Source organism: Pantoea phosphatilytica (assembly GCF_051025615.1).
Classification (GTDB): domain Bacteria; phylum Pseudomonadota; class Gammaproteobacteria; order Enterobacterales; family Enterobacteriaceae; genus Pantoea.
Genome location: NZ_JBPFDF010000005.1, coordinates 20,510 through 34,707, shown reverse-complemented (window position 1 = coordinate 34,707; position 14,198 = coordinate 20,510). Strand labels below are relative to the sequence as shown.

Annotated in this window: 12 protein-coding genes; 7 read left to right on the top strand and 5 right to left on the bottom strand. The window is 59.0% G+C overall.

From position 1 onward, the window contains the following. Positions 1 to 20: 20 nt before the first annotated feature. The 3 genes from recQ (at position 21) to ACR6AS_RS16990 (ending at position 3,492) form a co-directional block, all read left to right on the top strand. Positions 21 to 1,847, top strand: a complete 1,827-nt coding sequence (gene recQ, locus ACR6AS_RS17000; RefSeq protein WP_111139762.1) for an ATP-dependent DNA helicase RecQ — start codon at positions 21 to 23, stop codon at positions 1,845 to 1,847. Positions 1,848 to 1,859: 12 nt separating this feature from the next. Continuing rightward, entirely contained in the window at positions 1,860 to 2,483 is a 624-nt protein-coding gene (gene rhtC / locus ACR6AS_RS16995; protein WP_111139761.1) for a threonine export protein RhtC, read from the top strand. Between the two features lie 190 nt (positions 2,484 to 2,673). After that, positions 2,674 to 3,492 (top strand): DUF1460 domain-containing protein, encoded by an 819-nt coding sequence (locus ACR6AS_RS16990; protein ID WP_111139760.1) that lies wholly within the window; start codon positions 2,674 to 2,676, stop codon positions 3,490 to 3,492. Positions 3,493 to 3,550: 58 nt separating this feature from the next. Here ACR6AS_RS16990 and rhtB read toward each other — a convergent pair whose 3' ends face one another. Further along, positions 3,551 to 4,174 carry a homoserine/homoserine lactone efflux protein gene (rhtB, locus tag ACR6AS_RS16985; RefSeq protein WP_111139759.1) on the bottom strand — a complete coding sequence of 208 codons (624 nt, stop codon included), beginning with the start codon at positions 4,172 to 4,174 and terminating at the stop codon, positions 3,551 to 3,553. A 112-nt stretch (positions 4,175 to 4,286) separates the two neighbouring features. On the opposite strand from rhtB, the gene pldB reads away from it, so the two are divergent. Both pldB and yigL read left to right on the top strand, forming a co-directional pair. Continuing rightward, a complete protein-coding gene (gene pldB / locus ACR6AS_RS16980) occupies positions 4,287 to 5,279 on the top strand; it encodes a lysophospholipase L2 (protein ID WP_434163215.1) in 993 nt (330 codons plus the stop codon). A gap of 52 nt (positions 5,280 to 5,331) precedes the next feature. Continuing rightward, positions 5,332 to 6,132 carry a sugar/pyridoxal phosphate phosphatase YigL gene (yigL, locus tag ACR6AS_RS16975; RefSeq protein WP_293774095.1) on the top strand — a complete coding sequence of 267 codons (801 nt, stop codon included), beginning with the start codon at positions 5,332 to 5,334 and terminating at the stop codon, positions 6,130 to 6,132. Positions 6,133 to 6,181: 49 nt separating this feature from the next. On the opposite strand, the gene glpT is transcribed toward yigL, so the two are convergent. Next, positions 6,182 to 7,522 carry a glycerol-3-phosphate transporter gene (gene glpT / locus ACR6AS_RS16970; RefSeq protein ID WP_418803904.1) on the bottom strand — a complete coding sequence of 447 codons (1,341 nt, stop codon included), beginning with the start codon at positions 7,520 to 7,522 and terminating at the stop codon, positions 6,182 to 6,184. Between the two features lie 374 nt (positions 7,523 to 7,896). Here glpT and ACR6AS_RS16965 point away from each other — a divergent pair, with 374 nt between their 5' ends. Further along, the gene (locus ACR6AS_RS16965; RefSeq protein ID WP_111139755.1) at positions 7,897 to 8,757 is read left to right on the top strand and encodes a carboxylate/amino acid/amine transporter; all 861 of its coding nucleotides are present in this window, start codon (positions 7,897 to 7,899) and stop codon (positions 8,755 to 8,757) included. Positions 8,758 to 9,373: 616 nt separating this feature from the next. On the opposite strand, the gene ACR6AS_RS16960 is transcribed toward ACR6AS_RS16965, so the two are convergent. Beyond that, entirely contained in the window at positions 9,374 to 9,853 is a 480-nt protein-coding gene (locus ACR6AS_RS16960; protein ID WP_111139754.1) for a YehS family protein, read from the bottom strand. Positions 9,854 to 9,936: 83 nt separating this feature from the next. Further along, entirely contained in the window at positions 9,937 to 10,863 is a 927-nt protein-coding gene (gene metR / locus ACR6AS_RS16955; RefSeq protein WP_140917365.1) for an HTH-type transcriptional regulator MetR, read from the bottom strand. 144 nt (positions 10,864 to 11,007) lie between these two features. On the opposite strand from metR, the gene metE reads away from it, so the two are divergent. Then, positions 11,008 to 13,278 carry a 5-methyltetrahydropteroyltriglutamate--homocysteine S-methyltransferase gene (gene metE / locus ACR6AS_RS16950; protein ID WP_434163212.1) on the top strand — a complete coding sequence of 757 codons (2,271 nt, stop codon included), beginning with the start codon at positions 11,008 to 11,010 and terminating at the stop codon, positions 13,276 to 13,278. Between the two features lie 52 nt (positions 13,279 to 13,330). On the opposite strand, the gene ACR6AS_RS16945 is transcribed toward metE, so the two are convergent. Continuing rightward, complete coding sequence (locus ACR6AS_RS16945; protein WP_418799304.1) at positions 13,331 to 14,164, bottom strand: dienelactone hydrolase family protein; 834 nt, start codon at positions 14,162 to 14,164, stop codon at positions 13,331 to 13,333. Between the last annotated feature and the right edge of the window lie 34 nt (positions 14,165 to 14,198).

Genomic DNA, 14,198 nt, shown 5'->3' with positions numbered 1-14,198 from the left:
TAACGTAAGACAGGAATCGCGTGGCAACCTCGGCAGTTCTCAATCAGGAAGCGCTGGCGCAGCAGGTATTACAGGATACCTTCGGCTACCAGCAGTTTCGTCCCGGTCAGCAGACGATCATTAATGAGGCGCTGAACGGGCGCGATTGTCTGGTGGTTATGCCCACCGGCGGCGGTAAATCGCTCTGTTATCAAATCCCGGCGCTGGTGCGCGAGGGGCTGACGCTGGTGGTTTCCCCGCTGATCTCACTGATGAAAGACCAGGTCGATCAGCTGCTGGCGAATGGCGTGGCGGCTGCCTGTCTTAATTCCACTATGACGCGCGAGCAGCAGCAGGCCGTGATGGCGGACTGCCGCACGGGTCGGGTTAAGCTGCTCTATATCGCTCCTGAGCGTCTGATGATGGATAACTTCCTGGAGAATCTGGCGCACTGGCAACCCGCGATGCTGGCGGTGGATGAAGCGCACTGTATCTCTCAGTGGGGCCACGATTTCCGGCCGGAATATGGCGCACTCGGCAGGATGCGTCAGCGTTTCCCGGCGTTACCGGTGATGGCGCTGACCGCCACCGCAGACGAAACCACCCGCAACGATATCGTTAACCTGCTGCATATGCAGGACCCGCTGATCCAGATCAGCAGTTTTGACCGCCCCAACATTCGCTACACCCTGGTAGAGAAGTTCAAGCCCACCGATCAGCTGCTGCGCTACGTGCAGGATCAGCGTGGCAAATGCGGCATTATCTACTGCAACAGCCGGGCGAAGGTGGAGGACACCGCCGCGCGTCTGCAAAGCCGGGGATTCAGCGTCGGGGCATACCACGCCGGGATCGACAGCGAACAGCGCAGCCGGGTGCAGGAAGCGTTTCAGCGTGACGATCTGCAGATCGTGGTGGCGACGGTCGCCTTCGGAATGGGCATCAACAAGCCTAACGTCCGGTTTGTGGTGCACTTCGACATCCCCCGCAACATCGAGTCCTACTATCAGGAAACCGGGCGCGCCGGTCGGGATGGCCTGCCGGCAGAAGCGATGATGCTTTACGATCCGGCGGATATGGCCTGGCTGCGTAAATGCCTGGAAGAGAAAGTGCCCGGGCCGCTGCAGGATATCGAACGCCACAAGCTCAATGCCATGGGCGCGTTCGCTGAGGCGCAGACCTGCCGTCGTCTGGTGCTGCTGAACTATTTCGGTGAGGGTCGCCAGCAGCCGTGCGGTAACTGCGATATCTGTCTCGATCCGCCCAAGCGTTATGACGGTCTGGTCGAGGCGCAAAAAGCGCTCTCCGGCATCTATCGCGTCGGTCAGCGATTCGGGATGGGCTACATCGTCGAGGTGCTGCGCGGGTCGAACAACCAGCGTATCCGCGAACAGGGCCACGACAAACTGCCGGTCTACGGGCTGGGTAAAGATCAGAGCCACGAACACTGGGTCAGCGTGTTGCGTCAGCTCATCCACCTGGGGCTGGTGACGCAGAACATCGCCATGCATTCCGCCCTGCAGCTCACTGAAGCGGCGCGTCCGGTACTGCGGGGCGAAGTGCCCCTGATGCTGGCGGTGCCGCGTCTGATTACCGCGAAAACCAAAAGCAGCGGACCGGCGAAGTTTCAGGGTGGCAACTACGATCGCAAATTGTTCGCCAAGCTGCGTAAGCTGCGAAAAGCGATTGCGGATGAAGAGAATATTCCGCCTTATGTGGTGTTTAACGACGCCACGCTGATAGAGATGGCAGAGCAGATGCCGGTCAGCGCCTCAGAGATGCTGAGCGTTAACGGCGTCGGGCATCGCAAACTGGAGCGCTTTGGTAAACCTTTCCTGGTGATGATCAAAGAGCATCTCGATGAAGAGTAAAGGACACTGATTATGCTGATGTTATTTGCAACGGTCGCGCTGGTGCATCTGGTGGCGCTGATGAGCCCCGGCCCCGATTTCTTTTTCGTGTCGCAAACTGCCGCCAGCCGCTCCCGTAAAGAGGCGATGATGGGAGTGCTGGGCATCACGCTGGGGATTGTGGTCTGGGCGGGCGTGGCGCTGATGGGCCTTCATCTGATCCTGGAAAAAATGGCCTGGCTGCATCAGATCATCATGGTCGGTGGCGGACTCTATCTGCTGTGGATGGGCTGGCAGCTGATGTGCTCGGCCCGCCAGCGTCACAAACAGCCGCAGCAGGATGAGCCGGTGGTGGAACTGCCAAAACGCGGCATGAGCTTTCTTAAGGGGCTGCTGACCAACCTGTCGAACCCGAAAGCCATTATCTATTTCGGCAGCGTTTTCTCGCTGTTCGTCGGTGATGATGTGGGTGCAGCGGAGCGCTGGGGCCTGTTCCTGCTGATTATCGGCGAAACCTTTGCCTGGTTTGCGCTGGTGGCGGCTATCTTTGCGCTGCCGTGGATGCGGGCGAAGTATCAGCGTCTGGCCAAGTGGGTCGATGGCATGGCCGGCGTGCTGTTTGCTGGTTTCGGTATCCACCTTATTATCTCGCGTTAAGCCCGGACCCTGATCTTTCTGCCGGAATGCGCCTGGCGCGACCGGCAGAAAGCTCATCCTCTGCCGTTTCTCTCTGATTTGCCGCCCGCGATTTTGTCCTTTCTCTGCCACAGCCGCAGATAAATCCTCATCATTTGTTAAATAGTGAAACGCGTGCCTCTGGTAGGGTCGGTGCGTATGGTCTGTTGATATGAAGAGGATAACCAGAATCAAAACCCTGTTACTGCTGCTCATCGCAGCCGCGCTCAGCGCCTGTGCCTCGCCGGAGGCCACGCCTCCACCGGCACCAGAACCGGCCAGAAAAGAGAGGGTGTCGGCGATCCTGGCGCAGGCACCACCGCTGTCAGCGCCGCAGGGCGAGAGAATCGCGCAGATCTCCGCCGCCTTTCTCGGGACGCCTTATCAGGCGCATACGCTTAAGGGTTCACCGGATATCCCCGAAATGCTGGTAGTGAATTTTCACGGCGTGGACTGCTTCACGCTGCTGGATTACGTTCAGGCACTGAGTCACAGCCGCGACCGCGCCAGCTTTGAGGCGAACCTGATCCGCACCCGCTATGCGGGCGGCGAGGTTCGTTACCTGAACCGCCGCCACTTCTTCTCTGACTGGTTCGCGGAAACGCCGCGTAATGCCGATGATATGACGCGCAGCCTCAGCCCGCAGGCGGTGACGGTCGTGAAGTTGCTGAATCGCGAGGTGCGCGGAAAACCGCAGGTGCCCGGCCTCGGCGTGATCTCCCGCCGCATTACCTATCTGCCCGCGAAAGCCATCACGCCCCAGGTGCTGGCGCAGATCCGCACCGGCGATTACGTGGGGGTTTACGCCACCGCGCCGGGGCTGGATGTCACCCATGCCGGCATCGCTGTGCGGCATGATGGCCGGTTATGGTTCAGAAATGCCTCTTCGCTCGCCGCCACGCGCAAAGTGGTTGATATGCCTTTCCGGGAATATATGCGGTCTAAGCCGGGGATCATTGTCCTGCGCGCGCTGCCGGTGAGTGCGCCTTAACGGCGAGGCAGGAAGAGGGGAAGAGCGGCGCCGACCCGGGCAGGTCGGCGCGCAGGACTCAGGCGATCTTTCTGGCACTGGCGAGCAGGGCGCCCACCGCCATAAAGAGTCCGCCAAAAATACGGTTCATTAACTTCATCTGGCGGGGACCTTTAATCCAGCCGGCAATCCGGGTCGCCAGCGTGGCGTAGCCAATCATCACGATGATATCCACCACCACGGTCGTTACGCCCAGCACCAGATACTGCATAAAGAGCGGCTGATGCGGCTGGATAAACTGCGGAAACAGGGCGGCGAGAAAGACGATACTTTTCGGGTTAGTCAGGTTAACCAGCACGGCGCGTTTGAACAGACGACGACGTGGCATCGCTCTGGCAACGGCATCCAGATCGATCCCGCCAGCGGAGCGCCACTGCTGAATACCCAGCCAGACCAGATAGGCCGCACCGGCCCACTTCAGGATTTCGAACGCCAGCAGCGACTGAGAAAACAGCGCGCCCAGCCCGATACCCACCAGCACGATATGCAGCGCCAGTCCGACCTGCAGGCCAGAGATCGACGCCACCGTGCCACGGTAGCCGTGGCTGATCCCGGTACTCATGGTGTTAATGGCACCGGAACCCGGCGACAGGCTGAGAATTGTTGTGGTAAGCAGATAGGTCAGCCACCATTCGATGGTCATGGGTCAGGCTCTCATTAGTAGCGGAATTGTGACACAATACGCCAGAATTAAGCGCGGCGCTACGGCCTGCACAGGGCATTCAGGACCCGGTATCCGGTCAACAGGAGGGCGAATGGATCAACATAAAGCCAGCTGGCTGAGACGGGAAAAAGCCTTTGCGGCCTTCGCCACCGGGCCGCTGCTCGACTTCTGGCACCGCCGCGAAGAGTGTGAATTCACCGGCGTCGGCAATCTGACGCTGCGCTACGTGCGTTTCACATCACCGCAACATCAGCGTGTGATCCTGATTGTGCCGGGACGCATCGAGAGCTACATGAAATATCCTGAGCTGGCCTACGATCTGTTCCACTGCGGGTTTGATGTGATCATTCTGGATCATCGCGGTCAGGGACGATCCGATCGCCTGCTGGAAGATACCCATCGCGGCCATGTGGCAGAATTTACCCACTATGTGGACGATCTGGAAACGCTCTATCTGAAAGAGATCGTCAGCGGTCACTATCAGCAGCGCTACGCGCTGGCGCACTCCATGGGAGGGGCGATCTTAACGCTGTTTCTGGCGCGTCAGCCGCAGGCTTTTCATGCGGCGGCGCTGGTGGCGCCGATGTTTGGCATCGCGTTACCGTTGCCCTCATTTCTGGCCCACCGGATCCTGGACTGGGCGGAGAAGCGACCGGCCGTGCGTGATGGCTATGCGCTGGGCACCGGACGCTGGCGCGCCCACCCGTTTGGCATTAACCGGCTGACACACAGTGCCGAGCGTTACCGGCGCAATCTGCGGTTTTATGCGGACGACCCGGCGCTTCGCATGGGCGGGCCGACCTATCATTGGGTGCGTGAAGGCATCCATGCGGGTCGCAACATTCTCAGCCAGGTTGATAAGATCACCACGCCGCTGCTGCTGCTGCAGGCCAGCGATGATCGGGTGGTCGACAATCGCTCGCAGGATCTGTTCTGTGCCGCGATGGCCGCGGCGGGTCATCCGTGTGAAGGCAACACGCCACGGGTGATCGACGGTGCGCGTCACGAGATCCTGTTTGAAAAAGATGAGATGCGTGCCGAGGCACTCAATGCAGTGGTCGACTTTTTTTCATCGCATCACTGACGTTATTTATCCGACCGGTTAACACCGGCTGAACCAGCTATCCGAGGTTTTCATGTATCACATCGTTGCATCCGATCTGGATGGCACGCTGCTCTCTCCCGAACATCGCCTGACCCCTTTTGCGCGTGAAACGCTGCAGCAGCTGGTCGCGAAACAGATTCACTTTATTTTCGCCACCGGTCGTCACCATATCGATGTGGGCCAGATGCGCGACAGCCTGGCGATTCCGGCCTATATGATCACCTCAAACGGCGCACGCGTACACAACGCCCGCGGTGAGCTGGTGTTCAGCCACAATCTGGATGAGGATATCGCCAGCGATCTGTTCGGCCTGCAATATCATCACAGCGATATCCTGACGCACGTTTATCGCGACGATGAGTGGTTTGTCAGCCGTTCCAGCCCGGCTGAGCAGGACTATTTCCGCGAGTCGGTGTTTAACTACCAGGTCTATGAGCCGGGTCTGCTGCCCACCGATAACATCAGCAAGGTCTTTTTCACCTGTGAAAATCCTGAGCATCTGATCCCGATGGAGCAGGCTATTGAAGCGCGCTGGGGCGACCGGGTGAATGTCAGCTTCTCGCTGCCGACCTGTCTGGAAGTGATGGCGGGCGGCGTGTCGAAAGGCCATGCGCTGGAAGCGGTCGCGAAACAGCTGGGCCACTCGCTGGAAAATTGCATCGCCTTTGGCGATGGCATGAATGACGTGGAGATGCTGAGCATGGCCGGAAAGGGCTATATCATGCAGAACGCGCATCAGCGGCTGAAAGAGACGTTACCGGAGCTGGATGTGATTGGTTCCAATGCCGATGACGCGGTGCCGCAGACGCTGCGCACGCTCTATCTGGCTTAAGCCATCCGCATAAAAAAGGGCCGGTTATCCGGCCCTTTTTTTATTGCCTTCAGGCAGGGCTCTTTTTGTGCCGGTGTTCGCTGACCATGGTCAGCAGCAGCAGGACTACCGCCAGCACGCAGCCGGCAATCATCACCATAAAGCCGCCGTCCCAGCCGAAGTAGTCGACGGTATAGCCCACGATGGCGCTGGCGGCGACAGAGCCGCCCAGATAACCGAACAGGCCGGTGAAGCCTGCCGCCGTCCCTGCGGCTTTTTTCGGTGCCAGCTCCAGCGCATGCAGGCCGATCAGCATTACCGGACCGTAGATCAGGAAGCCAATCACGATCATGCAGGTCATATCGACCCCGGGGTTGCCCGCCGGATTGAGCCAGTAGATCACGGTCGCAATGGTCACCAGCGTCATAAAGAAGACCCCGGTCGCGCCACGGTTGCCGCGGAAGACTTTGTCCGACATCCAGCCGCAGAGCAGCGTCCCCGGAATCCCCGCATATTCATACAGGAAGTAGGCCCACGAGGACTTATCCAGCGTGAAGTGTTTCACCTCGCGCAGATAGGTCGGCGACCAGTCCAGGATGCCGTAACGCAGCAGATAGACAAACACGTTGGCCAGCGCGATGTACCACAGCAGCTTATTCGGCAGCACATATTTCATGAAGATCTGTTTGGCCGTCAGCTCCTCTTCGTGGCTGGCGTCATAGTCGGGTGGATAGTCGTTTTTGTACGCCTCAATCGGGGGCAGACCGCAGGATTGCGGGGTATCGCGCATCAGCGCAAAGGCCAGAATCGCAATCGCAATGGCACCGAAGGCAGGCATATAGAGTGCCGCTTTCCAGTCGTTGAACCACGCCATCCCGAGCAGGAACAGCAGCGGCGGAATACCGCCGCCCACGTTATGCGCACAGTTCCAGACCGAGACGATTCTGCCGCGCTCCTTCTGCGACCACCAGTGCACCATGGTGCGTCCGCAGGGCGGCCAGCCCATGCCCTGGAACCAGCCACAGATAAACAGCAGCACGAACATCACCATGATGCTGGAGGTGGCCCAGGGAACGAACCCCATGATCAGCATCACGGCGGCGGCCAGAATCAGACCGGCCGGTAAAAAGACGCGCGGATTCGAGCGGTCAGAGACGGATCCCATGATGAACTTAGAAAAGCCGTAGGCAATGGAAATGCCCGACAAGGCAAAGCCCAGGTCACCGCGTGAAAAACCCTGCTCGACCAGATAGGGCATGGCGAGAGCAAAGTTTTTCCTGACCAGATAGTAGGCCGCATAACCAAAAAAGATCCCGATGAAAATTTGCCAGCGCAGACGACGGTAGAGAGGATCGATGCGATCCTCCGCCACCTGCGGCTGACGTGGTGCAGGTTTAAAAATACTCAGCATTAGTGAGGCCCTCCAGGGCACATTATGGTTTTAATTCCCAGCAGGTTGGGGCAGGACGTGGACAGAATAAAATGGACAAAAGATGTTCCATTTCGCGCAAAGAATAGTGTCAGTTGCACAACGTTACTGTGATGAATGACACATTTGTTACAGTTTTATTACAGGTGAGAGCGAAAATGATCACGAGATGGATCATTTCGCGCATTTTGTCTGGCTGAAAACCGATTCCGGCGACAGTTATGTCAGGACGTGTAAATAGCCGCAGAAACGGCTGTTCCGGTCGCCTGGTTTATAACCGGATGTCAACCAGATTTTGCAGCCTCGCGGCGACACATTGTTTACACTGACGGCCTGTTCATTTCGGGATTGTTACCGTGTTCTTACTGATCATTACCACTATTCTGTGGGCCTTTTCGTTCAGCCTGATTGGTGAATACCTCGCCGGTCAGGTGGACAGCTGGTTCTCTGTGCTGATGCGACTGGCGCTCGCTGCGCTGGTGTTTTTACCCTTTCTGCGCTGGCGCGGCTATCGGCCGTCAACGCTGCTGCTTTACATGCTGGTGGGGATGCTGCAGCTGGGCGTGATGTACCTGCTGAGTTTCGAAGCCTATCTCTACCTCAGCGTGTCGGAGTTCCTGCTGTTTACGGTGATGACGCCGCTCTATGTGACGCTGATTTATGACCTGATTAGTCGTCGTCCATTGCGCATCGGCTACATCTTCAGTGCGCTGCTGGCGGTGGCCGGGGCGGCGATTATCCGCTATGACAAAGTCAGCGATCATTTCTGGTTTGGTCTGCTGCTCGTGCAGCTCGCCAACATCTGCTTCGCGGCGGGAATGGTGGGGTATAAGCGTCTGCAGGAGACCCGGCCTATGCCGCAGCACACCGCCTTCTCCTGGTTTTATCTGGGCGCGGTCGCGATCGCGGTGCTCGCCTGGTCCGCCTGGGGTAATCCACAGAAATTGCCGACTACCTCGCTGCAGTGGGGCATTCTGGTCTGGCTGGGCGTGGCGGCGTCCGGGCTTGGCTATTTTATGTGGAACTACGGGGCGACGCAGGTCGATGCCGGCACGCTGGGCATCATGAACAATATGCACGTTCCCGCCGGACTGCTGGTCAATCTGGCTATCTGGCAGGAGAAACCGCACTGGCCGAGCTTTATTGCAGGCGCGCTGGTGATCGTCGCCTCGCTGTGGGTGCATAAGCGCTGGGTGGTGGGGCGGCGCGATCGATAACCCGCTGATAGCAATGCTGAACCGGCGGGCTGATGCCGGTTCAGCCCGCCGGACTGACGTAGTTGCATCGTAAAGTACCGCCATCTTTTTTCGTCGTCCGGGCTATCCTGGCCCGGACACTTCGCCGTTCAGGCGCGTCACCCCTGAAGCGTTAACGACTTCTTCGTGCTTATTGGTTCAGGCAGAGGAATGGGCGATAGCCATGAAGTTAATAGGGTTAATTGCCTGTAGAACTAGTCTGGCTGGCTGCAAGGGATTCGTGTCTTGCTTAATCCCCCATCAGAAACTGAATACTATCCGCCAGCCCAGGCTCACACGACAGGTTAGTCATCGATCGATAGCATACCAACAGGAACCAGAACCGTTATACGCCAGGCTCCTGATGACTATTGCGTCAGACAATCAGAGTGCATACCGGGTGTGCTAATCAATAAAGCGCTAAGCAGAAAAACGTTTGCCACCGTGTTCAAACCTGAATGTTTGAACACGGTCACGTGCTGGCCCGCGAGGGAGAAAACCTCGCGAATAAGGTAAATAAACCGACGGTGAAGGCATTGGAATGGATGGATGTCCAGCTCAGGACATCGCCTGCTCTTTCCGACCGTATGGCACGTGATCAGGCAGGCTTCTCGCTCTTAGGGCGCTGAATCATCGTCAGCCCTTTCAGGAAGTTACGCAGAATCTGATCGCCGCATTCGCGGTAGTTTTTATGGTCAGGCTTGCGGAAAATCGCGCCGACTTCGGCCTGCGAAACCGTAAAGTTCGCGCGCTTCAGCACCTCAGGAATGTCGGTGGTTTTCAGATCGAAAGCGATGCGCAGCTTCTTCATGAAGATGTTGTTGGTCATTTTGCGCTCAATCGATGGCGCAGGCGCATCTTCACTTTTACCGCGACGGTAGAAGATCAGGCCATTCAGGAAATACCCCATCAGCACGTCGGGGCAGGGGCGAAACGCGGCGTCGTCCTCTTTTTTCAGCCATGCCTGAATATCTGTCTGCGGCACGTCGCACTCTGCCAGCGCAAAAATTTCCACCATTTTCGCATCGCTCAGGTTAAGCATGTAGCGCACGCTGCGCAGAATATCGTTGTTAGTCATGGTGAAATCTTCTCATGGTCGGTCGACAGGCTGCGCATTATAGGGGATTTTGTCCGCGCCCGCGCAGGTTTGTGCCGATCGGCTTAACGCTGCAGCACGGCGCCCGGTCGCGCGGCATCGCGCACAAAGGGCAGATGCTCACAGGCGTGCTGGCGGGCAAAGCGGATAAAGGCTTCCAGCACCGGCTGGCGCTGTTCGCCGTCGCGCACTGCGGCATAGAGGCGGCTCCAGAGACCCTCGCCCAGCGTGCGGGTCACGACCAGCCCCTGCTTCTCAAAGCTCTCGACCACCCAGTGCGGCAGCGCGGCAATGCCCATACGCGCGGAAACCATCTGAATCATCAGCAGCGTGTTATCCACATTTTTCAGCGCCGGGCTGACGCCAGCAGGCTGCAGGAAGTGACGCCAGATATCCAGACGCTGACGCTGGACCGGGTAGATCATCAGGACCTCATCGGCCAGATCTTCCGGTGAGATCTGCTCCAGCTGCGCCAGCGGATGATCCGTTGCCAGCACCAGCCGCACCTCAAAATCAAACATCGGCGAGTAGAACAGACCCGAGCGTGCCAGGATATCGGAGGTCAGTACCACATCCAGCTCACCCTGTTGCAGCGCGGGCTGAGGATCAAAGGTCACGCCCGATTTGAAATCCATCACCACCTGCGGCCAGCTCTGACGGAATTTATCCAGCGCCGGGGTCAGCCACTGAATGCAGCTGTGGCACTCGATAGCGACCCGCAGCGTGGTCTGATGCGGCTCGTCGCAGGCCTGGAGTGCCTGCTGGATCTGTGGCAGCACCTGCTCCGCCAGTTGCAGCAGAATATCCCCCTGCGGGGTAAAACGCAGGGGCTGACTTTTACGCACAAACAGGCGGAATCCCAGACGCTGCTCCAGATCGCTGAACTGGTGAGACAACGCCGATTGCGTCTGATGGAGCTGGGCCGCTGCCGCAGCCAGCGATCCCGTATTGCGCAGAGCCTGAAGCGTCCGCAGGTGCTTGAGTTCGATCATGAGTGTCCTTCACATCGAAAATGAACATATTGCGCTTGAGCAACATACAGTACCCGCAGAGTATAGCAGTGTAAACATCTGGACGGCTAAACATCGTTGACTGCCCGGTTAAAGCAACGTGAACCTTTCTCTGGAGACTGGCACATGACTATCCTCAATCATACCCTCGGTTTTCCCCGTATTGGCCTGCATCGTGAACTGAAAAAAGCCCTGGAGCGTTACTGGGCGGGCGACAGCACCCAGGCGGCGCTTCTGGCGACGGGACGCGAGCTGCGCGCTCGTCACTGGCAGCAACAGAAAGAAGCTGGCGTCGATCTGCTGCCGGTGGGGGATTTCGCCTGGTATGATCATGTGCTGACCACCAGCCTGATGCTGGGCAATGTGCCTGAACGCCATCAGAACCCGGCGGGCACGATTGACCTCGACACGCTGTTCCGCCTCGGCCGGGGACGCGCCCCCTCCGGCGAACCCGTCGCGGCGGCCGAGATGACCAAATGGTTTAACACCAACTATCACTATCTGGTGCCGGAATTCAGCCGGGATCAGACCTTTAAGCTGAGCTGGACGCAGCTGCTGGATGAGGTGGATGAGGCACTGGCGCTGGGGCATAACATCAAGCCGGTGCTGCTGGGCCCGGTGACCTATCTGTGGCTGGGCAAGGTCAAAGGCGCGCCGTTTGAGCGTCTGTCGCTGCTGACGGCGATCCTGCCCGTCTATCAGCAGCTGCTGGCGGAACTGGCTAAGCGTGGCATTGAGTGGGTCCAGATTGATGAACCGGCACTGGCCCTTGAGCTGCCGCAGGCGTGGCGCGACGCTTTTCAACCGGCCTATGACGCCCTGCAGGGTCACTGCAGGCTGCTGCTGACCACCTATTTTGACAGCATCGAGCAGAACCTTGAGGTGATCCGCAGGCTGCCGGTGCAGGGGCTGCATGTGGATCTGGTGCATGGGGATGACGATATTGAGCAGCTGCATCAGCAGTTGCCCGCCAGCTGGCTGCTGTCGCTGGGCGTCATCAACGGACGCAACGTCTGGCGCACCGATCTGCGCCACTGGTTTGATCGCCTGCAACCGCTGGTCGCCCGGCGTCAGTTACTCTGGATCGGCTCCTCCTGCTCTCTGCTGCACAGCCCGATCGACCTCAGCACTGAAACGCATCTGGATGAGGAGGTCAGAAGCTGGCTGGCTTTTGCGCTGCAGAAGTGTGCTGAGCTGTCGCTGCTGAGCCAGGCGCTGAACCGCAACGAGGCAGCGTCGCTGGACGCCTGGAGCGCGCCGGTTCGCGCCCGCGCCCACTCCCGCCGGGTGCACAATGCGGCAGTGACGCAGCGTCTGCAGGCCATTACGCCCGAACAGAGCACACGCCAGAGCGCCTGGCCGGTGCGGAGTCGCCTGCAGCATCAGCGACTGCGCCTGCCCGCCTGGCCTGCCACTACCATCGGCTCTTTTCCACAGACCACGGAGATTCGCCGCCTGCGCCTCGACTTTAAGCAGGGGCGGCTCGACAGCAGCCATTATCGCACCGGCATCGCGGAGCATATCAGGCAGGCGATCCGCGAACAGGAGCGGCTGGGGCTGGACGTACTGGTTCACGGTGAAGCGGAACGTAACGATATGGTGGAGTATTTTGGCGAGCATCTGGAGGGATTTGCCTTTACCCGCAATGGCTGGGTGCAGAGCTACGGTTCGCGCTGCGTGAAGCCGCCCGTCATCATCGGCGATGTCAGCCGTCCGGCACCGATCACCGTCGAATGGGCCCGTTATGCGCAGTCGCTGACGGACAGACCGGTCAAAGGCATGCTGACCGGTCCGGTAACGATCCTCTGCTGGTCATTTCCGCGTGAAGATGTGCCACGGGAAACCCTCGCGAAACAGATCGCGCTGGCGCTGCGGGATGAGGTCGCCGATCTGCAGGAGGCGGGTATCGGGATCATTCAGATTGATGAGCCCGCCCTGCGGGAAGGTCTGCCGCTGCATCACTCGGCCTGGGCCGGTTATCTGAACTGGGCGGTGGAGGCTTTCCGGCTGACGGCGGGTGTGGCGCGGGACGAGACCCAGATTCACACCCATATGTGTTACTGCGAGTTCAGCGACATCATGGCGGCGATCGCGGCGCTGGATGCGGATGTGATCACCATTGAAACCGCACGTTCTGACATGGATCTGCTGGCGTCGTTTGAACACTTCGACTATCCCAATGAGATCGGCCCCGGCGTCTATGATATTCACTCGCCCAATGTTCCCAGCGTCGGGGAGATCGAAGCGTTGCTGCTGAAGGCAGCGAAACGCATCCCGGAGGCGCGGCTGTGGGTGAACCCGGACTGTGGTCTGAAAACGCGTGGCTGGACGGAAACGCGCCAGGCGCTGGCGAATATGGTACAGGCGGCGAAAAACCTGCGCGGGGAGAGGGTGTAGCCGACGGCCTGACAGTCAAAAACAGGAGCGCAGAAGCGCCCCTGTTTTTCATCTATCGTGAGGTAACACCATACTGCCTGAACCAGGCCAGCATCCGCTGCCAGCCATCCTGGGCGGATTCTGCATGGTAGCTCGGCCGGTAATCAGCATTAAACGCGTGTCCCGCCTCGGGATAAACGATGATCTCGGCGGTGGCATTGGCGGCATGCAGCGCCTGACGCATCTGCTCGACGCTCTCCAGCGGGATCCCCTCATCCTGACCGCCATACAATCCCAGCACCGGCGCATTGAGATCGACAGCAATATCAATCGGGTGTTTCTGCTGCTTCAGGGTGCGCTCACCCACCAGTCGGCCATACCAGGCGACTGCGGCCCGCAGCTGGGGATTATGCGCGGCATAGAGCCAGCTGATGCGGCCCCCCCAGCAGAAACCGGTGATGCCCATGCGGCGGATGTCGCCGCCGTTACGTGCGGCCCAGTTGGCGGCGTGATCGAGATCGGAGAGCACCTGGCTGTCCGGCACTTTGCTGACCAGTTCGCTGAACAGCGTCGGGATATCGTGATATTCCGACGGATCGCCCTCGCGGAAGTAGAGTTCAGGCGCGATAGCCAGATAACCCTCCAGCGCCAGGCGGCGGCAGATATCCCGGATGTGTTCATGCACACCAAAGATCTCCTGCACCACCAGCACAACAGGCAGCGGGCCGTCTGCGCCCTGCGGCTTAGCGAAGTAAGCTGGCATGTTTTCGCCCTGGCTGGGCACTGAGGTTTCACCCGCATGAATAGCCGGGCTATCGGTCATAATGGTGGTGGTGGCGGTGGGCTGCACGGCAGCGGCAAAGCCGTCCGTCGCCGGTTTTTGTGCCATATTATCACTGGGTTTCATGAGTCTCTCCGTGCAAGCAATTGCGCAATCAGGT

What these genes read in the sequence shown, in the direction of transcription:
- metR (WP_140917365.1), bottom strand. Translation starts at nt 10,863, where the DNA reads ATGATCGAACTCAAGCACCTGCGGACGCTTCAGGCTCTGCGCAATACG.
- yigL (WP_293774095.1), top strand. Translation starts at nt 5,332, where the DNA reads ATGTATCACATCGTTGCATCCGATCTGGATGGCACGCTGCTCTCTCCC.
- rhtC (WP_111139761.1), top strand. Translation starts at nt 1,860, where the DNA reads ATGCTGATGTTATTTGCAACGGTCGCGCTGGTGCATCTGGTGGCGCTG.
- metE (WP_434163212.1), top strand. Translation starts at nt 11,008, where the DNA reads ATGACTATCCTCAATCATACCCTCGGTTTTCCCCGTATTGGCCTGCAT.
- pldB (WP_434163215.1), top strand. Translation starts at nt 4,287, where the DNA reads ATGGATCAACATAAAGCCAGCTGGCTGAGACGGGAAAAAGCCTTTGCG.
- ACR6AS_RS16960 (WP_111139754.1), bottom strand. Translation starts at nt 9,853, where the DNA reads ATGACTAACAACGATATTCTGCGCAGCGTGCGCTACATGCTTAACCTG.
- ACR6AS_RS16990 (WP_111139760.1), top strand. Translation starts at nt 2,674, where the DNA reads ATGAAGAGGATAACCAGAATCAAAACCCTGTTACTGCTGCTCATCGCA.
- glpT (WP_418803904.1), bottom strand. Translation starts at nt 7,522, where the DNA reads ATGCTGAGTATTTTTAAACCTGCACCACGTCAGCCGCAGGTGGCGGAG.
- rhtB (WP_111139759.1), bottom strand. Translation starts at nt 4,174, where the DNA reads ATGACCATCGAATGGTGGCTGACCTATCTGCTTACCACAACAATTCTC.
- ACR6AS_RS16945 (WP_418799304.1), bottom strand. Translation starts at nt 14,164, where the DNA reads ATGAAACCCAGTGATAATATGGCACAAAAACCGGCGACGGACGGCTTT.